This is a genomic window from Paenibacillus sp. 79R4 (assembly GCF_013393165.1).
Lineage (GTDB): Bacteria > Bacillota > Bacilli > Paenibacillales > Paenibacillaceae > Fontibacillus.
On the sequence record NZ_QJOT01000010.1, the window covers coordinates 61164 to 80645 of the forward strand.

The window sequence follows — 19482 nt, forward strand, 5'->3', positions numbered from 1 at the left end:
GGACATAAGGATTTTATCTCATCGCTAATTCTCCGAAATCATTGCCGTTATACACGATCTTCGCTTTCTCAGCCCTGGTTGCAATGAACGTTCGCAAATCGGATTCTGCCCGTCCGTAAATGATCGAATCTTTCACTTCCTCTGGGGTAAGCCTGGTTATTTCCGGCTTGGTCAGCAAAGTGGCAATCGCATCCTCGCCCATATATTTGCCGGTGACCGTCTCGCCGACAGAAATCGCTGCTAATGACTCCCAGAAATCAAGAGATTCCGTATCCTCTTTGGAGATGTCCCAGCGATTTAATATTTTCTGCTCCATAGCCTGTCCATTCGTTGCAAACATTACCGCTAATTCATCTGCTATGCGAACGTATTCTTCGCTCCTTGAAGCATATTCAGCTTGCAACTCAGCAGCGCTCATTTTAGTTTTTTTGACCTGGGTTTCGACCAAATCCGGCCAGCGGGCGCTGCTTACATATTGCATGTATTGGTATTGATCAAATGCAGGCAATCCGTAGTAGGTCTCCCCTGTGTCTTCCAGGCCAACCCGCTTCTTGTTTTCGTCTTCCATGGCAGATTTCAGCTCAGCGAAGCTTTTGTACTGGGCAATCTTCCGTTCGTCGGCTATAATCTGCTCCTCTTTGGCCCTTAGCAAAGCGGTCATTGCAGCTTTTTTGGCATACTCGGATGGCGTTTCGTTATTATCGCCGTACCGACGTTCCCAGAAGCCCTGGTCTACTTCGGCCCCATAGGTTCTGTAGAAATAATCCACAGTGACTGCCCGCTGTTCGTTCAGATAGGATTGAAACTCCTCGTCTGTCACAGCATATCCATCTACCGTAAACAACCAATTCTCAGGCAAGATCTCTTTTTTGTTCGTGAACAGCATCATCAAGATAGCAAGCACGATTAGCATTACTGCGATAAGCAAAATAACTACGGTTGGTTTTCGTCTGATTACATCCATTCCCCCACCCTCCTAGTAAGATGAAGTTTGTTGATCATATTGATTGGATATTATAGAATGGGCGCTCCACAAATGTAAGCGCTTATTTTGACTGAAGAAAAACATATTTGACCAAAAAAATACCCCCAGTTCGCAATTGTGCGAATAACTGGAGGGTAACACTGAAATAAGTTGGCTACTCTTCTCCCTGAGCCTCCGGGGAACCCGAGTGATCGGCAAGACGATTCAGCCGCTCCAACTGGTAACCATATTCGTAAATTTCCGCAGATACAATCGATAACCGCAATGCCCCGTCAATGCGCTCCGCATATCTCTCCAGCATCTCTGATAGGAACCGATCGTTATTCTCGGCGAATTCCTTCGCTTCCAGTGAATTAGGCTTCAATTTGTTGTCAAATTTCAGCATAATATGCTCATGGAATTTAATCATTTGCTCCAGATGCGCATCAAACGCCTTGTTCAACTCGGCAGAGCGAACGGCCTGAAAATAATGCTGCTCAATCGCGTCCAATACTTCATAGCCTTTATGGAGCGTCTTCAGCATTTGCTTGTAAATGACCAGCTGGCGACTTTCACTAAACTTGGGCTTCCGCAGCCTTTTCTGGTCTTCCTCCATCAGCTTGTATTTCTCGCTCAGCGAGTTGACCGCATCCTCCAGGGAGCGCTTCTCCTGATGAATTACGGTCTCCTTGATCTCATCCGAGACGGCTGTTCGAAGCAGGAGGGAGAGCTGTTCAAAAGCTTTCCTGATCAGCCCTTCATATTGGACCTTAGGTTTCGGCGGAATAATAAGGATATTGATAATAAACGCCGATAAGATGCCAATCAAGCTGAGCGACAGACGATTCAGAGCAAACACCCATTGTCCCGAGGCCTCCATCACGGATATGACCGTTACTAAGGTAACGCCAATGGTCTCGCCCATTTTCAGTTTGAGACAGATCATGATCACGATAATACATACGAGTCCAACCGCAATCGGTTCATTGGAGAACAGCATCCCGCCCAGCATCGCTAATACCGCGCCGAGCACGTTCGTCTGCAGCTGATCGATTAGATATCGCCAGGAGCGATAAATCGACGGCTGCATTGCAAAAATAGCTGCGATCCCGGCCATCAAAGGCGGAGATAAATTCAGCCACATTACGGCATATAGCGCGAGCGTAACTGCGAGTCCTGTCTTGAGCATTCTTGCGCCAAATGTCATTTATATTCCTCCCAACGATGGCAACATCTACTTACATCATAAACGTTTTCATCGACATCATTCTTCTTTGCATTCAGTTTGCGGCAATTTTTTAGCTGATATTAAGCTTTCTTTCAGATATCATTCAGTTTTTTTGTCAAGACTGAGCAATAGCAAGACCCAAAATATTCTATACGAAGGGATGAGAAAAGTCTATGAAACAACTGCTTACCTTAGCGTTAAGCGGAGTGACAAGCATGCTGCTGTTATTCGGCGCTTTTGTACCTCTGGCATCTGCCGCATCTGCGGAAGGCGCTGCTGATCCGAATGCGACGCAGATCTCGCAGGACCACGGCAAGCATGGCCATCACCATGGCTGCCGCGGCGGACATATTCTTGGCGATTCCGCCAAGCTGCTTGGCATAGAGCCCAAAAGCCTTGTCCAACAATTAAAGCAGGGTAAGACATTGCTCCAGATTGCCCAGGCGAATAAAGGCTGGAGTGAACAGGAATTCATCAAGAGATTGACGGAGTCCGCGACGCTTCATATCGATCAGGCCCTCGCGCAGGGCAAAATTGATCAGGCCAAAGCGGATAAGCTGAAAGCCGGCCTTCCGGAAAAATTGAAGAAAGCCGTAAATCGTACCTGGAAAGATAAGCCTCGCAGCCAGCCAACTACAGATTATCAGAATAACAAAATTAACTGGATCCCGCCACAGGCTTAAGCAACAAAAACAGGAGTGTCGATCTTCTCATCGGCACTCCTGTTCTAATGGTGCATTTTATTTCAATTTCATGTCTAATTTACTTAGTCTTGGCAACCTTGCTTCTAAGCCGCTTCGGTGAAATATCCTCTACAGGAACCTCTAACACGTCCAGCAAAAACATGAAGACCGGTACGCCAACGATAAGGCCCCAAACTCCAAAGAAATGCTCGGATACAAGCAGGATCAAGAAGGTGTAGAAGATCGGTAAATGCGTCTTATTGGACATAAACTTCGGATTCAGGACATAAGTCTCCGCCGCGTGTACGATAGCAATCATGATCAGCACATAGATGATCTTGACCAGCCCGCCAATTTTAAAGGCAATCGCACATAGTGGAATCAAGGAAATAATAACCCCCATGACCGGAATAAGACCGAGCAGGAAGATCATAATGCCGAGGGCGAACAAATTCGGGAAACCAAAAATCCATAGAAATATCGTCGAAAGCAGTGAGTTCACCAACGCAATCAGAAATTGCACTTCAATTACTTTACCGAAGGAATGAACAAATTTCTTTCCGAAATACTCCAATTCCACGAAAAGACCAGACAGACGGCTCTCTTTGAATTTGGAAGTAAAATTCGTCACCTTTTCTTTTTCAAGCAGGAAGAACAAGCTTAAAATGATCGCGATGAACAGATTCAGGCTCCACTGGCCGATATCGGTAGCGGTCTTGAGCAGGAAATCAAAGCCCTGACCGAGATACTTCGTAATGTCGATGTCCTGGATCGATTCCACCAGGAAGTTAAGAATAATATTGTCCGGCAGATTAGTTGGAGGGTTGCTGTAAAAAGAGAGCACCTGGTTGACCAGATCGGTAAGCTCCTCAACAAAAACAGGCAGGTAATAATAGATCGTAGTCGCCAGCCCGCCGACCATTAGCACGTATATTAATAATACGGTAATTTTTCGATTAATCTTGAACAATTTGTCCACATGTCTCGTTATGAACCGATGCAGGCGATTAATCAAATAGGTGAGAATAAATGTAATGAGAATCATGTTAAGCATACTGCGGGATACGTAGAGCACGAAGATGGCGACCATTAGTGCCAGTACCCTGCGGAATCCGGGCATTTGAAACAACTCTTTAAAAAATGTCATTATAAGCGACCTGCTCCTTCATCAATGGACTAAAGCAAAATATAGATTAATCTTAAGCTAGCGCCTGCTACAAAGCAAGAACCAAGCTGTAATTTTACATTTTGTTAACATCGTTCTATATTACTTTAAAGTTATAACGCGTCTCCGTGTACGCTTGCCATTTTATAATCTCAGGCATATAATTTCGTAAATAACTTTTGAATATACTGTTAACCATGACAATGATGGAGAAAAGTAAGTGGATGCGTCCTGACAGGGACGGCGGTGCCGAAGATTGAGAGCACCCCGCGGGAGCCGCGCTGCTGAAGTTCACTCCGGAGTTGGTTCCTGAGCGCTTGCAATCGCAGGTAGGGAATTCCGGCCGCACACCGTTATCTGTGTCTAGAGCTGAGAAACAAGAAGGTTGTCTAACAAGGGTGGTACCGCGGAGAAATCCGTCCCTTGATGGACTGCCTTTTTTTGTTTAGAGAAGCGTTTCACGGGTTATCAGAGGACTCGCAAGTAAAAACATTAATCAAAATAAGAAAATGAGGAGTGTCGAAAATGAATGCTAATTTAGAGGAATTGCGCACTAAACTGGATACGGTCAACAAGGAGCTGCTGAGACTGCTTAATGAACGTGCAGAAGTCGTTCAAGCCATCGGAGAGATCAAGGAGAAGCAAGGCGTGCCTAAATTCGATCCGGTGCGCGAAAGAAAAATGCTGGATGAACTGACCGCTCTTAATCCCGGACCTTTTAGAGATGCCTCGATCAAGCATATTTTCAAGGAGATATTCAAAGCTTCTCTGAATTTACAAGAGGAAGAACACAAGCGTCAACTGCTTGTCAGCCGTAAGAAACAGCCGGAGAATACCATCATCGATGTTAAAGGCAATCTGATCGGCGGCTCGGCACAGGTGATGATCGCGGGCCCTTGCTCCGTAGAATCTTACGAGCAATTGCGTACTGTTGCCGCAGCTTTAAAGGAAGCTGGCATCAAAGTGATGCGAGGCGGCGCGTTTAAGCCAAGAACTTCCCCTTACGACTTCCAGGGCTTAGGCGTTGAAGGCCTGAAGATGCTGAAAGAGGTTGCCGATGAGTTCGGTCTGGCGACGATCAGTGAAATTGTTCATCCCGGACACATTGAGCTTGCTGAGCAATACATCGATGTCATTCAGATCGGCGCTCGCAATATGCAGAACTTCGAACTGCTGAAAGCAGCTGGCGAAGCAAAAATTCCGGTTCTGCTCAAGAGAGGCATCGCGGCTACGCTGGAAGAATTCGTACATGCAGCCGAATATATCGCAGTTAAGGGCAACACCCAGGTGATGCTGATTGAGCGCGGGATCCGCACTTACGAGAAATGGACTCGCAACACCCTGGACATTTCCGCTGTTCCGCTGCTTAAGCAAGAAACTCACCTGCCAGTGCTCGTCGATGTGACCCACTCCACAGGACGCAAGGACATACTGCTTCCATGCGCCAAAGCTGCGCTGGCGGCCGGTGCAGACGGGATCATGGTCGAGGTGCACCCCGATCCGCAGACCGCGCTGTCCGATGCCGCTCAGCAGCTTGACATTCCGCAATTCCAGCAGCTGTGGGAAGGAATGCGCACTTCCGGGTTGTTCACGGAATAAGTATTTAAGAAGTCCGCTTGTCAGCACCAAAGCTTATGGCATCCAACTGAAGCGTTGTTTTATACGCCTCAGTTGGATGAAGCCAGGGCCTGAGGAGCGAGCTCCAAGTTTTGCAGCAGTCCACAGACCACTTCGGATCATTCATTTCAGCCGTGCTGATGAAATTCTGTATCGCCAGAAAATCGGCCTTTGGGTCACGCTGCTGCTTGAAGGGCTCGATCGGTTTTCTTATCAAAATTGGACAGGTTTTACGCAGACCGGCTTGGATACTTCAGCCGCATGTCCGGTGAACGTCAGCTTGCCGCTGCTGCGATCGATTCGAAACAGCACCAGATTGTTAGAATCCCGATTCGCGGCAAGCAAATGCTCACCGTCCGGCGTAATCGCAAAGTGACGCGGATGTTCTCCCTCTGAGGAGATGAATTCAACCAAGGTCAACTTCCCGGTCTCCGCATCAATGGCAAATTGAACGATGCTGTCATGACCGCGGTTAGAACCATACAAGAAACGGCCATCCTGTGAAATTGCTACTTCAGCTGTCGTATTCTCTCCTTGGAAACCAGCCGGCAATGTCGATACTGTATGAAGTTCAGTCAAGCTTCCGCTTTCCGCATCAAAGCTAAACGCCGAGAGAGAGGAACCTACTTCATTAATAGAATAAAGCCACTTCCCCTTCGGATGGAACGCCATATGACGCGGACCGCTAGCCGGCTGCATCACAGCTTCATTTCGATACACCAGCTTGTCCTGTGCTTGATCCAGCTCATATACTTTAATTCGATCGAGTCCCAGGTCGGCCACCAGCGCAAAACGGTTATTCGGGCTGAATTGAACGGAATGCGGATGCGGGCGATCCTGCCGTTCTGGATCCGCTCCATGACCTGTATGCTGCTGTACATCGGACACGCCGCCCACCGTACCATCCTCTGCTATCTTCACCAAGCCTACATTACCACCATGATAGCCTGATACAGCCAAATAGCTGCTGTGATGATCCAACTGAATATGAGAGCTGGAAGGCTGGATCGTAAATCGACGATTAAGCTCTGTCAGCTTGCCCAACATAGGATCAATGGAATAACAGACCACTTCCCCAATCCTCTCTTCGTTCTCATTCTTCGTCTCCGCAATTGCATAGAGCTTCTTCCCCTGCTTGTCCACGCTTACAAAGGTGGGGTTCTTCAACCCGGCTGCCCTATCCAGACACTTCATTTCACCATTGGCCAAATCCAGCTCATACATATATATTCCAGGGTCGGTTGACTCGGCATAAGAACCGACGAATAACATTAATTTCTCTGACATCAAGATACACTCCTTCTTCTATAAATAACGTCTTGATATACGTCTTCTTATTTTTTCTTACTTTAGTCAAAAAGTCCAGCCCTATTCCCGGTTTGCCTCAAGATCGCTCAAAAAGTCCGCTATCCATGCTCATAGCATTGCAGCTTCAACAGGATAAAACCTAAAAAATTAGAGCTAAAAGCCCATAAAAGCAAAAATCCCCTGTTCAAAATAATTAAAATATGATATACTGTAAGCGCTTCCACAACATCTTCTGAAGGGGGTTTTAGAATGATGACTGTCGGACTAGAGGAACGGGATGTTTATGAGGATCTTGATCCGCATGACACGTATTTCTTCAAAATTGGGGGTCATGGCCTAGTTTGTTTTCATGGCAGAAACTACAGTATAAAAAAGAGACTCTCTGCCGAGCAAACCTCAACAATGATCTCGGATACTTCGTTTTATCGGATTAGCACGAACTGCTATGTGAACCTGTTCAAAATTTCTGAAATTCGAGACAACATGCTCTTATTCCGGGATGAAATCCATGGAATCAAGACCATTACGGTGCCACGCAGAAATTTGGAACAAATCCGGCGCTTGCTTCCTCACAACAGAGACACCCAAATCGATCCGATCCATCGGGTTGGATAGTGACTCTTGTGCTTAGGCACCGGGAAGCAAAGCGCAAAATAACAAACAGCCGGAAGGCGTCGCAATGACGCTCCGGCTGTTTGTTATTTTGCCACCAATATTGCCTGCCGATAATATAGTCCTTATTTGACCATATCCTTCAAATAAATTCTTGTCGTCTCTTCCCAAATCTCGCCTGGGGCGAGACTGAACAAGCCAACTTCATCGGCAGGAAGATCCATATTCGGCGCGTTCACCAGATTGATCTGCGGCTCAGGACAGAAGAACTTGCCAGAGGCCCCATTATTCCAGATCATCCATTGCTTATAAGAGGTGCCTACATCATATACCAGCGTAGTACCCAGCTTCGTATCGGTAAGCTCCATCCGGTTCCTTCCGTTTTGCGGCACAGCCGTATAGTGGTTATCCATGGACATAAAATAAGGCGATACGCCGCTGCTCTTCATCTTCAGCTCGCCGTCCGAGAGTGTCTGATATTGGCCGGTTGGCAATTGTCGTTCATTCAGCTCCCAGCGCTCTCCGATCGTCAGCTTCAAGGAGCAATCAGCCTCGGTGCTGCCCGGCGCAAATGGCGCGTTTATGGCCGTATGGAAAGCAAACAGGCAAGGCATCTCCGTCTCCCCGTCATTCTTCACGAACAACTGCTGCGACAGCCCTTCCCCGCTTAATGCATATCTCAGTTTAACCGTAAATTTAAACGGCAAATACGAATACATCATATGCTGCTCATCGATCGTCGCCTTAACAACAACATAGCTCTCCTCGGGGGTCTGACCCAGGTCTACAACTTCCCAAGCGCTTGTATGTAAATATCCATGCAGATGATTGCCGGTTGCCGGCTCATTAATCGGAAGCTGGTGTACCTTTCCTTGCCAAGGGAACCTGCCATCCTCATAGCGATTTGGCGGATAAAGCACCGGAATTCCGTGAACACCCGGATTGCTCTTAAACGCCTCCATCTCGGCTTCCTCAGGCTCGCGCAAAAAACGGTAACCGTTTTCTAAATCTCGAAATGCTATTAAGTTGCCGCCGATTCCCGGCAATAATGCCGCTTCATAGCTGCCATATCTAAGCCATACTGCCGGCTCTCCATGAAATTCCCCTTTAAAGGCTTGATGATTCATCATTTACGAAATCTCCCTTCCCTGCCAACTTGTCTGATTGGTAAGGATTATACAGAATCGATCCATAAAAGTCACCATCAATGCGCATAAAAGTCACTAATAATTACATACTTCAAATGACAGATATATCACCTCGCCCCAATGACGGTTCTTTTACCAACATTACTATCAGAAATGGAGGGTTACACCGCTAATGATCAGACCTGCTAGTCAAAAAGCTCTTCTCTGTGCAGCGGCATTGCTTCTGCTTACCGCTTGCATAGGCTGCTCCAGACAGCCTGCAGGACCTAAGGTCTCCTCTGTACCAAACCAGGCTGCCCATGAACATCTGATTCGGGCCGATCTGGTCAAGGATACGAACGGGATCAATTGGATTCCACTGCAATCCGTTGCCAAGGATCTTGGACTGCGAATTAAGGAAAAGGATGGGAAAGTCAAACTTGGCTATACAGATGCCATGTATGAACTGATGCCGGATCACTCCAAAGCTCTCTCTTACGGCAAAGAGATCATCCTCCCTGACGCGCCTATCCGCCAGAACGGAAGCATTTACGTTACAGCAAACTCGCTATCCAAGCTGCTTGGGACAAAGGTGCAGACCGATGGGCGGGATGGCCGTCACGTCAGGGTCGGGGCTTTAGGCAGCGCCAATCCGGTTCCCCATGCGACTGGTACGGACGAGCCGCAGAAAATCAACCGTTACAATATTTTTAGCGTTGGCGGAAACAGAGATGAGCTCGTTGCTTATGCCAAGAAATTCATGGGGGTTCCTTATGAATTTGGGGCGAAGCCCTATGAAGAATCGAAGAAATTCGACTGCTCCTCCTTCACCCAGCACGTATTCAAGCAATTTGGAGAATCGCTGCCAAGGCTAGCCAGAGACCAGGCTCAGCTCGGTTCATCCGTCACTCGCGACGAATTACAGAAGGGCGATCTTATCTTCTTTAGCGTACCAGGCCGATTCGAAAATGATAAAATCGTCGGACATGTAGGCATATATATCGGCAATGGCCAGATGATTCATACTTGGGGAGATCCCGGGGTGCAGATCAGCTCCGTTGATAGCGGATACTGGAAAGAACATTTACTGTCGATGCGCAGAGTTTCCTAAATTATCATTTCTTGAGTATGCGCCAGGGGGCTTATGAATCAGAGTCCCCTGGCTCTTTTGTGGAGGAAGAATGAATATTATGACCAGCATTTCCATTCCCGCACAATACACAGTATAATAATTAATAGAGTTAATCTCGCATTTACATAATCATAGTTCATAATCAGAGGAGATAATCATGAGTGATTTGAAGAAAGCCTATGAATTGCTGGGTCTCCCCGAAAATGCCTCGCGGGAAGAAGTTGAGCGGGTCTTTGATATCGAATTGAGGAAATCGCGCTCCAAATCTTCTGAGCAAGACTTCGATATGAAATTGAAGGCTTATAAGCTGATTACCGGTTCAGAAGACCGCCAGAAGATTGAAGAGAAAAGCCGCGAAAGGTTTCAGAAATGGGGCAGATTTGCCGGCACTGCAGAGAAGGTTGAAGAATTTTTCCGCATCTACAGAACCCATGTTATCGTTGGAATTATAGCTGTCATTGTTCTTACCGCTGCTACTGTCACCTTTGTCAATCATCGTCAGGAGCAGAAGCGCCTGGCTGCGCTGCCTCCGATCGACCTGTCGATCATGTATCTCGGCAACTTTATGAGCGATATGGATAAAGGCGGTGATGAAGGGCTCGAACAGGCGATGCTGGAGCAATTCCCGGAATGGAAGCGTCTCAAGCTGACGATGACTTACCTGCCTTCATCCGATCAGTCTATGGGTGGAGCGGATATGGCTTACCAGCAAAAAGCGATGGCCATTTTGGCTACGGAGAAGCCAGATATCTATATTCTTGATCAGTCCTCCTATGACTGGATCGGCGGCAGCGGTGTCCTGGAAAAGCTGGACGAGGAGGCTAACGGCATTCTCAAACCGTTGTTAAATGAAGAAAACCAAATTATCGGTCGCGGTGAAGAAGATACCGAGGACCATGTGTATGCGATTGACATCACCAACAGCAAGCTGGCCGATCAGCTTCCGCTCGGCAAACAGCAGATGATCGTTGGCCTCCGGGGAGGCTCGGAAAATCGTGATAATGCGATTCATTTCATAGAGCGTTATTTACAGGAAGCCACAACCAAATAATCATCTGCTAACATCCCGAAGTCACAAAAATTTCCGACTTCGGGATATTTTTATGCTAAGGTAAAATACGAGATTGATTTACAGTCGTTCATCAACTAAAATAATGGTATAAACGCGCGTTTATAGAAAGTAGGGATTACTAATGCGCAGCGAAGATATCGCTAAATTAGCTGGGGTTTCCCGCAGTACCGTATCACGGGTGATCAACAACTATCCCAATGTTCCGGAGACAACCAAAGCCAAGGTACTAAGAGTAATTGAGCAATATCAGTATGAGCCGAACAGCTTCGCTCGTGCGCTTGCCGGCAAACGGACGGACACCATTGGACTATTTGCGATCAGTATGAACGAGAAGGAGAATGCAACTCGCATTTATCAGAATAGCTATTTTGCTCCGATCGTCGATCTGGTTGTTGATACCGCCAACGCACGCGGCTTCTACGTACTCATTCATACGGTATACTCCCCTGGCGACTTCCAAAAGATCAAGCAGGCATTCTTGCAAAAGCGCATTGACGGCGGAATCCTGGTAGGAACCCAGAAGGATATCGAGCTTGTGCGCGAGCTGGTAAGCCAAGACGCTCCCCTTGTTCTGATTGACTATGACGTCTCAGAGATTATAGCTGAGCGCCTGAACAAGAACCATCTGGCGATTATCAACTCGATGGACTATGAGGGGACTGTCGAAGCGATCGAGTACCTGATTGGCCTGGGACACCAAGAGATTGGAATCCTCAAAGGAAGGATGAGTACCTTCTCCGGACGGGAGCGCTATGCAGCGTTTGAGACCACATTGCTCAACCATGGCCTTACACTGCGGCATGATTACGTTCTTGAAGGCGAATTTCTGAAGGAAACCGCCTACGAGGAAACTGAGAAACTTATCAAGCGTGGCAAACTGCCCACCGCTTTGTTCTGTTCCAATGATGATATGGCCATCGCAGCAATGGAAGCGTTCGCAAAACATGGAATCCATGTTCCGAACGATATCTCGATCATCGGCTTCGACGATACGCAGCTCGCTTCCACGATTAGCCCTAAGCTGACCTCCGTCCGCCTGCCTATTGACGATATGGCCAAGAGTGCTGTAGAGAAGGTCATCGGGCTCTGCAATAACGACGAAGCCAGCTTCAGCAATGTAAGCTTTCCGACCAGGCTCGTCATTCGGGATTCCTGCAAGCTGGCCGCTAGATAATACAGGCTAGCTCGTTGTTCATTAGAGTTCTTCCTCTTCCCTGTTGAAAGCAATAGGCGTCTTGCCATGAAGAGGAAGATATTTTTTAGCTCTTATTAACGCGCGTTCACAAATTGAAGGGAGAGCATCTGTTATGAAATTTGGACATTTCGACGATACCCGCAAAGAATACGTAATCAACACGCCGCAAACGCCTTACCCATGGATTAATTACTTGGGGAATGAGCAGTTCTTCGGACTTATCTCCAATACAGCTGGAGGTTATACCTTCTATCGTGATGCCCGTCTGCGCAGAATTACACGTTATCGCTATAATAACGTCCCTGTCGATATTGGCGGACGTTACTATTATCTGCGTGATCATGACAATGGCGACTTCTGGACGCCCGGATGGATGCCGGTCAAGCGGGAGCTGGATTTCTACGAATGCCGTCATGGTCTGGGTTATACGTCGATCACAGGTGAACGCGGCGGCATCTCCGTCAATCAGCTCGCTTTCGTCCCGCTCGGATATAACGGCGAGGTTCATCGCTTGACGGTCAGCAATACCAGCGATAGCGCCAAGACCGTCTCTCTCTTCTCTTTTGCCGAATTCTGTCTCTGGAATGCACAGGATGATATGACGAACTTCCAGCGCAATTTCAGTACAGGTGAAGTCGAGGTGAAGGATTCTGTTATCTACCATAAGACCGAGTATCGCGAACGTCGCGACCATTATGCTTTCTACTCCGTCAACCGCAGCATCGATGGCTTCGATACGGACCGTGAATCATTTGTCGGCCTGTACAACGGACTGCATGAACCGCAAGCGGTTATCGCAGGTCAAGCGAATAACTCAATAGCGAGCGGCTGGTCTCCGGTCGGCTCCCATCAAATCAAGCTGCCGCTGGCTCCTGGTGAGGAGCAGAACCTGATCTTCATTCTCGGTTATGTTGAGGTTGCTGAAAATGAGAAATGGGAAGCGCCTGGCATTATTAACAAGAAGCCTGCGGAGGCCATGATCAAGCAATTCTCCACCGATGCCGCTGTCGATCAGGCGATGGCTGACCTGGCTGCATACTGGGATGGGCTGCTCAGCAAATACCAGATCGAAAGCCAGGATGATAAGCTGAACCGGATGGTGAATATTTGGAACCCATATCAGTGTATGGTCACCTTCAATATGTCCCGCTCCGCATCTTACTTTGAATCCGGCATCGGCCGCGGCATGGGCTTCCGTGACTCCAACCAGGATCTGCTGGGCTTTGTGCATCAGATTCCGGAGAGAGCCAGGGAACGGATTCTTGATATCGCCGCGACTCAGTTCGAAGATGGCAGCGCCTATCACCAGTACCAGCCGCTGACCAAGAAAGGCAACAATGAGATCGGCAGCGGATTTAATGACGACCCGCTCTGGTTGATCTCGGGAACAGCCGCTTATATTAAGGAGACCGGCGATTTCAGCATTCTCGATGAACAGGTGCCGTTCGACTCCAACCCGGATAACACAGCTACGTTGTTTGAGCATTTGAAGCGCTCCTTCTATCATGTCGTCCACAATCTTGGCCCGCATCAATTGCCGCTCATTGGCCGTGCAGACTGGAACGATTGCCTTAACCTGAACTGCTTCTCCACCGAACCTGGTGAATCCTTCCAGACAACAGCCAACATTGAAGGCCGTGTCGCGGAATCCGTCTTTATCGCTGGTTTATTCGTATTCGTCGGTCCGGATTTCGTGGAATTATGCCGCAGTCGAGGGCTGGATGAGGAAGCGAACGAAGCCGTGAAGCATATCGACACGATGCGCGCCTTCACGCTGGAGCATGGTTTTGATGGGGACTGGTTCCTGCGTGCCTATGATCACTACGGTGATAAAGTCGGCAGCAAAGATAATCAGGAAGGCCAAATCTTTATCGAGCCGCAAGGCATGTGCGTCATGGCCAGAATTGGTGTTGAAGGCGGCCAGGCGGAGAAGGCGCTACGTGCGGTGGAACAACGGCTCGATACGAAATATGGCATCGTATTGCAGCAGCCGCCTTATTCCAAGTACTACATCAATCTTGGAGAAATATCCAGCTATCCTCCAGGCTATAAGGAGAATGCCGGTATTTTCTGCCATAACAATCCATGGATTATGATCGCAGAGACTGTGCTGGGTCATGGAGATCGAGCCTTCGAGGTCTATTCCAAGATCGCTCCGGCATATCTGGAGGACATCAGCGACATCCACCGGACCGAGCCTTATGTCTATTCGCAAATGATCGCCGGCAAAGATGCCGTTCGCCATGGTGAAGCGAAAAACTCCTGGCTCACAGGGACAGCCGCCTGGAACTACGTGGCAATTACGCAAGCGATTCTCGGGATTCAGGCGGATTTCACCGGCTTGAAGATCGACCCTTGTATCCCGGCTGACTGGGACAGCTTCAAGATCACTCGCGCGTTCCGCGGTGATACTTACGAGATCGAGGTCCACAACCCTGAGCATGTATCCAAAGGGGTGAAGAGCATTTCCATAGACGGCCAGTCTATTAAAGGAAATGTCATCCCCCCTGCCGGAGATGGCGCTGTACACAAGGTTAGCGTCGTGATAGGCAGCCATAACGATTAATTTGTACTTCTAATTCGTCCATTTTCGGGCGAGGTAGAAAAACCTGCAGATGGTATTATCCCCTTTAATCAGACCGGGGGAATACCGGACATGCAGGTTTTTTATTTTCCCATAAAATTTGAAATTCATATTGAAGAGAAATTATCCATCTGCTATAATCTGAAATGAAATTTCATTATACAATATATTTTTGACATAATATTTCTAAATGAAATTAACTTACAGAATATTGATTTATCTATCGATTTGCTTCTCCTCTGTTTGGATTGAACAACTATCACTATGGCAAGGAGGTGATCTCTGGCTCACAGTGCTTGGTTTCAGTTATCTGATCATTTGAAGGAGAGAGTTAATTGACCAATTATCCAAGTGTGAAACGTATGTTGGCCACAGTCCTCGTTCTTTTGCTGCTGCTGAGTTTATGCACGAACACTTTTGTAAGCGCTTCACAAAACAAGTCGAATTCTGCTGCATTAACCTATGCCTCCACAGTACCTAATGGCGAACCTTCCGATCCAGATCAAACAGAGCCCGCCGATCAAGTGATCCCCCCTGAAGACACAAATAATGGGCCTCCCGCTATAGAGGAGCCGGATACGGGAACAAGTCCTGATGACTCAGACTCCGGCATAGATAGCCCAGCTCCGGAGATAGAAACACCGCAGGTCCCCTCCCAGCCCACAGATACCGAGACCGCTGAGAATGAGAACAAACTCCATGTCCCTGCTGAACTCCTGGCCGAAGTAAGCAGGCTGGAAATCCAGTCGGATCATCTCATGATGGAATCAGGAACAAGCCAGCAATTTACCGTAAGTTTCTACGACGAGAACGGTCAGGAAGTAAGTGTAGCCGATGGACTCGAATGGTCCGCCGATCCGACTATCGGCCGAATCGACAGCAACGGTCTATTTACCGCGAACAGCATGGTAGGCGAGGTCCAATACGGTTACGTGACCGTAAGCTATGGCGCTTTATCTGCACAAGCGCTCGTCCTTGTTGGAAAGATTGCGGTCATCATTGAGGAATTTGAGTCCATGCAGCATAACGGAACCACAGTATTGTCAGCAGGCCTGATCAATAGTACGTCGTCCGGAGTCGAGTTGTCCAGCCGCCCTGAGCCGGTTATGTATGGGGAGCATGCCGCGAAGTTTACATACGACATGTCAGGCACCTCAGGAACTTCCGCTGCCTATGTCAACCTGCACAATCTGGATAACGGAGATTACTACAGGCCGCTCGAAGGCTATCCGACCAAGCTGGGAGTCTGGGTATATGGAGATCAGGGTGGCCATTGGTTCCGGGCCAGGCTCCGTGATGGAGCGAACGTTCTAAAAACGATTGATTTCACCACATCTGCCAACTTTACCTGGTCGGGATGGAAGTATGTCACAGCGACACTCCCGACGGATCTTGCCGGTCCGCTCAAGATCAGCGATCTTTACCTCGTGGAGACGAAAAATGAGAATAAGAATGCAGGTATTCTGTATTTTGACCGACTTAGTGCCTTCTATTCCAATACAGATATACTCGGCATTGATCTGGAGGGTCTAACCCCTATGAAAGTAAACGAGACCAAGCAGGCCGAAGTCTATGTCACGAAAAATAACAGTACTGCACCGGAACCTGTTCAGAACGGAGTAACCTTCCTGAGCAGTCATCCGGAGGTGGCCTCCATTGATAGCCATGGAATGGTTCAGGCCCACCGTACGGGTCAGACCGCTATTGTTGCGCTGTATGGTACCGGGCAACCGGCACTGTTCAAGCTTACCGTCGGCGAAGACGAACCGCCGCTGGAATCGATCGGGATTTACGGACCGGAGAGCATTGAGCAAGGTCGAACCGATAACGTCAAAGTCCTCGCCCGGTATGCCAACTACCCTGACACAATCGATGTGACAAATGCGGCGTTGTTCACCAGTTCAGATTCTTCCATTGCCAGTATAGCTGGGGGCGGAGAAATCACAGGACATGACACAGGTACGGTAACCATTACCGCCGAGTACAAGGGACAACAAGCGCAATATTCCTTGGACATCATCGAGGCGCGGCCTGTGCTTGACAAGATCGTATTGTCCGGGCTGAAAGCGATGAAGTTGGGCGAGCAGCAGCAGGCCAAGGTAACAGCCAAGTACAATATCCTTGACCAATACCGCGAGGATTTAGACAAGGATATAACTGCAGATTCCACCTACAAAAGCAGTAAACCGGCGGTTGCGGACATTAATGCCGAAGGAATTGTTACGGCAAAAAGTATAGGAGCGACCATGATAACTGCAACCTATCAAGGAAAGTCACATAGCTACGTACTCGTCGTGAATGTGAATGGAGAGGAAAGGATACCTAAGCGGGAACTTCGAGCCGCCTGGATTGCCACAGTGGAAAATATCGACTGGCCGGCCAAAGGAACTTTTAATGCCGAACAGCAAAAAGCCGATTTCATCGCTATTCTTGATGAATTGAAAGAGGCTGGAATGAACGCAATCGTCATGCAAGTTAAGCCGACGGCCGACGCTTTTTATCCTTCAAAATTCGCCCCATGGTCCAAATGGCTGACCGGAGAGCAAGGCAAAGATCCAGGTTATGATCCTCTCGCCTTCATGATTGAGGAGGCGCATAAGCGAAATCTGGAGTTCCATGCCTGGTTCAATCCTTATCGCGCAAGTATGGAGCCGGATGTCAACAGCCTGATTCCCGAGCATCCGCTGCGCCAGCATGAGGATTGGCTGCTTACCTATGGCGGCAGGCTAATCATGGACCCGGGCATCCCCGGTACGCAACAATATATTATCGACAGCATTATGGAGGTCGTACAAAATTATGATATCGATGCGGTACACTTTGACGACTACTTCTATCCGTATCCGGTCGCAGGCGTAAATTTCCCCGACGATGCCTCCTATAGCAAATATGGGAACGGGATGAACCGGGAGGATTGGCGCAGGCACAACGTGGATACCTTGATTCAAAAGCTATCCAAAGCAATCAAGGACGAGAAACCTTATGTTCAATTTGGCATTAGCCCCTTCGGCATCTGGAAAAACGTCGATTCCGACCCGGAAGGTTCGGATACTAGAGGCACCGAGAGCTACAACGCTATCTATGCGGATACCCGTAAGTGGGTACAGGAAGAATGGATTGATTACATCGCCCCGCAGATTTACTGGTACTTCAATTACGGTCCGGCTGGTTACGAGAATCTGATTGATTGGTGGGCGAAGCAAGTCGAGGGCAGGAACGTGCACTTGTACATCGGGCACGGCGCTTATCGGATCGGATCGGATGATCCGAACTGGCTTGATCCCGATCAGATGCCGAACCAGATTCAGTTTAACCGCAATTTTGACAACGTTAAGGGAAGTATTTTCTTCTCTACCCAAAGTCTTCGCGACAATCCTTTAGGCTTCAACGACCGGCTGCAGCAAGATTTATACGCTTATTCGGCTCTCGTTCCAGAGATGAACTGGCTTGGACAGAGCAAGCCCGCTGCACCTGCAGAGATGACCGGAACTGCTGCGGCTTCAGGAATCCAGCTCGATTGGCAGGATCCACAGGAGGAAGTCGCCTATTATGCAGTTTACCGGAGTATTGGGGATCAGGCTCCAGACATCAATAATCCCGCTAATATTTATGATCAAGTTCGAAAGCTCTCCAGCCATCATCAACAATATATCGATCATCTTGTAGAGCAAGGTAAAACTTACACCTATATGATTACAGCGTTCAACCGCGCACATCAGGAAAGCGACTCCACTCAGCAGGTGACTGTCGAAGCAAAGGAACCGGAACCGATCCGAACCATTGAATTTGATAAAATACCGGCACTATACACAGGCAAGAGCCATCAAGTGTCAATTAAAGCGATCTATAAAGACAGAACAGAGCAGCTGGCGATCAACGATCAGATGGAATTCACAAGCAGCAACCCAGGAATAGCAACGATTGATGATCAAGGACTCGTCAAAACCCTTGCCGCGGGCAAAACAAAACTTACTGTAAAATATCAATCGCTATCCGCCGAATATGAACTGACGGTCTTAAGCAGCACAGGTGGCGGCGATAATCCGGGCGGCGGTACTGGGGGAGGCGGATCAGGTGGAGATTCAGGCAGCACTCCGTCAACACCGCCATCCACAAGTCAACCAACAGATCCAACAGGTGAGGATACGGACAATAACCAAAATTCAGGCGAGGATAGCTCTGAAGAGCCCTCCAGCATCACCTTATCCGATATTTCCGGCCACTGGGCCGAGATATCCATTCAACAGGCGGTTCGGCAAAAATGGATTAATGGTTACAACGATGGGACGTTCAGGCCAAATCAACCCGTGGATCGTGAACAATTTGCCGTAATGCTTAGCCGGGCATTGAAGCTGGAAGGCAATGGAACAGATATCTCCTTTGCAGATGCAGACGAAATCGCAGCCTGGGCAAGACCGCACATCGCCAGAGTGCTCGAATCCAGCATCATCAACGGGTATCAGGATCATACCTTCAAACCGAATCAACAGATTACCCGGGCGGAAATGACCGCTATGATCGTAAGGGCATTAGGAGCAGAAGCTGATTTGAAGGGAAATCTGCCCTTCTCCGATGCGAACCTGATTCCAGCATGGGCCAGTCCGTATGTGGCCGCAGCCTATCATGCAGGCATCATTCAGGGCAGGAGCAATCAGACATTTGCTCCCAAGGAAAATGCGACCCGGGCGGAAGCCGTCCTGATGATCCTGAGATTGCTGAAATATATGGAGTAACGCAGAGCTAAAGATAGCCCCTGGTTGTATTAATCAACCAGGGGCTTTGCTTGGTCTGATCG

General features: G+C 48.4%; 13 protein-coding genes. 8 read left to right on the top strand and 5 right to left on the bottom strand.

From position 1 onward, the window contains the following. Positions 1-13: 13 nt before the first annotated feature. Both DMN77_RS15500 and DMN77_RS15505 read right to left on the bottom strand, forming a co-directional pair. Positions 14-964, bottom strand: coding sequence for a hypothetical protein (locus DMN77_RS15500; protein WP_179015617.1), 951 nt, complete (start codon positions 962-964; stop codon positions 14-16). A 175-nt stretch (positions 965-1139) separates the two neighbouring features. Further along, positions 1140-2171 carry an FUSC family protein gene (locus DMN77_RS15505; protein ID WP_179015618.1) on the bottom strand — a complete coding sequence of 344 codons (1032 nt, stop codon included), beginning with the start codon at positions 2169-2171 and terminating at the stop codon, positions 1140-1142. 194 nt (positions 2172-2365) lie between these two features. Between DMN77_RS15505 and DMN77_RS15510 the strand changes: the two genes are divergently transcribed. After that, positions 2366-2875, top strand: a complete 510-nt coding sequence (locus DMN77_RS15510) for a hypothetical protein (protein WP_068780637.1) — start codon at positions 2366-2368, stop codon at positions 2873-2875. 79 nt (positions 2876-2954) lie between these two features. Here DMN77_RS15510 and DMN77_RS15515 read toward each other — a convergent pair whose 3' ends face one another. Beyond that, the gene (locus tag DMN77_RS15515; RefSeq protein ID WP_068780636.1) at positions 2955-4022 is read right to left on the bottom strand and encodes an AI-2E family transporter; all 1068 of its coding nucleotides are present in this window, start codon (positions 4020-4022) and stop codon (positions 2955-2957) included. Positions 4023-4565: 543 nt separating this feature from the next. Here DMN77_RS15515 and DMN77_RS15520 point away from each other — a divergent pair. Then, a complete protein-coding gene (locus DMN77_RS15520) occupies positions 4566-5639 on the top strand; it encodes a bifunctional 3-deoxy-7-phosphoheptulonate synthase/chorismate mutase (protein ID WP_068780635.1) in 1074 nt (357 codons plus the stop codon). A 231-nt stretch (positions 5640-5870) separates the two neighbouring features. On the opposite strand, the gene DMN77_RS15525 is transcribed toward DMN77_RS15520, so the two are convergent. After that, on the bottom strand, positions 5871-6944 hold the full coding sequence (locus tag DMN77_RS15525; protein WP_179015619.1) for a lactonase family protein: 1074 nt from the start codon (positions 6942-6944) through the stop codon (positions 5871-5873). A 270-nt stretch (positions 6945-7214) separates the two neighbouring features. Here DMN77_RS15525 and DMN77_RS15530 point away from each other — a divergent pair, with 270 nt between their 5' ends. Further along, a complete protein-coding gene (locus DMN77_RS15530) occupies positions 7215-7580 on the top strand; it encodes a LytTR family transcriptional regulator DNA-binding domain-containing protein (RefSeq protein ID WP_068780633.1) in 366 nt (121 codons plus the stop codon). Between the two features lie 122 nt (positions 7581-7702). Here DMN77_RS15530 and DMN77_RS15535 read toward each other — a convergent pair whose 3' ends face one another. Continuing rightward, positions 7703-8704 (bottom strand): aldose 1-epimerase, encoded by a 1002-nt coding sequence (locus DMN77_RS15535; protein ID WP_179015694.1) that lies wholly within the window; start codon positions 8702-8704, stop codon positions 7703-7705. 193 nt (positions 8705-8897) lie between these two features. Between DMN77_RS15535 and DMN77_RS15540 the strand changes: the two genes are divergently transcribed. The 5 genes from DMN77_RS15540 (at position 8898) to DMN77_RS15560 (ending at position 19420) form a co-directional block, all read left to right on the top strand. Beyond that, a complete protein-coding gene (locus DMN77_RS15540; protein ID WP_068780632.1) occupies positions 8898-9815 on the top strand; it encodes a C40 family peptidase in 918 nt (305 codons plus the stop codon). A 178-nt stretch (positions 9816-9993) separates the two neighbouring features. Continuing rightward, positions 9994-10887 (top strand): molecular chaperone DnaJ, encoded by an 894-nt coding sequence (locus tag DMN77_RS15545; RefSeq protein ID WP_179015620.1) that lies wholly within the window; start codon positions 9994-9996, stop codon positions 10885-10887. Positions 10888-11029: 142 nt separating this feature from the next. Then, positions 11030-12082, top strand: a complete 1053-nt coding sequence (locus DMN77_RS15550; RefSeq protein WP_179015621.1) for a LacI family DNA-binding transcriptional regulator — start codon at positions 11030-11032, stop codon at positions 12080-12082. Positions 12083-12215: 133 nt separating this feature from the next. Then, the gene (locus DMN77_RS15555; RefSeq protein WP_179015622.1) at positions 12216-14669 is read left to right on the top strand and encodes a glycoside hydrolase family 94 protein; all 2454 of its coding nucleotides are present in this window, start codon (positions 12216-12218) and stop codon (positions 14667-14669) included. Between the two features lie 353 nt (positions 14670-15022). After that, a complete protein-coding gene (locus DMN77_RS15560) occupies positions 15023-19420 on the top strand; it encodes a family 10 glycosylhydrolase (protein ID WP_179015623.1) in 4398 nt (1465 codons plus the stop codon). Positions 19421-19482: the final 62 nt, after the last annotated feature.

Bases quoted from the DNA above. Each gene is read 5' to 3' on its own strand.
- DMN77_RS15500 (WP_179015617.1), bottom strand. From the start codon at position 964: ATGGATGTAATCAGACGAAAACCAACCGTAGTTATTTTGCTTATCGCA.
- DMN77_RS15505 (WP_179015618.1), bottom strand. From the start codon at position 2,171: ATGACATTTGGCGCAAGAATGCTCAAGACAGGACTCGCAGTTACGCTC.
- DMN77_RS15510 (WP_068780637.1), top strand. From the start codon at position 2,366: ATGAAACAACTGCTTACCTTAGCGTTAAGCGGAGTGACAAGCATGCTG.
- DMN77_RS15515 (WP_068780636.1), bottom strand. From the start codon at position 4,022: ATGACATTTTTTAAAGAGTTGTTTCAAATGCCCGGATTCCGCAGGGTA.
- DMN77_RS15520 (WP_068780635.1), top strand. From the start codon at position 4,566: ATGAATGCTAATTTAGAGGAATTGCGCACTAAACTGGATACGGTCAAC.
- DMN77_RS15525 (WP_179015619.1), bottom strand. From the start codon at position 6,944: ATGTCAGAGAAATTAATGTTATTCGTCGGTTCTTATGCCGAGTCAACC.
- DMN77_RS15530 (WP_068780633.1), top strand. From the start codon at position 7,215: ATGATGACTGTCGGACTAGAGGAACGGGATGTTTATGAGGATCTTGAT.
- DMN77_RS15535 (WP_179015694.1), bottom strand. From the start codon at position 8,704: ATGAATCATCAAGCCTTTAAAGGGGAATTTCATGGAGAGCCGGCAGTA.
- DMN77_RS15540 (WP_068780632.1), top strand. From the start codon at position 8,898: ATGATCAGACCTGCTAGTCAAAAAGCTCTTCTCTGTGCAGCGGCATTG.
- DMN77_RS15545 (WP_179015620.1), top strand. From the start codon at position 9,994: ATGAGTGATTTGAAGAAAGCCTATGAATTGCTGGGTCTCCCCGAAAAT.
- DMN77_RS15550 (WP_179015621.1), top strand. From the start codon at position 11,030: ATGCGCAGCGAAGATATCGCTAAATTAGCTGGGGTTTCCCGCAGTACC.
- DMN77_RS15555 (WP_179015622.1), top strand. From the start codon at position 12,216: ATGAAATTTGGACATTTCGACGATACCCGCAAAGAATACGTAATCAAC.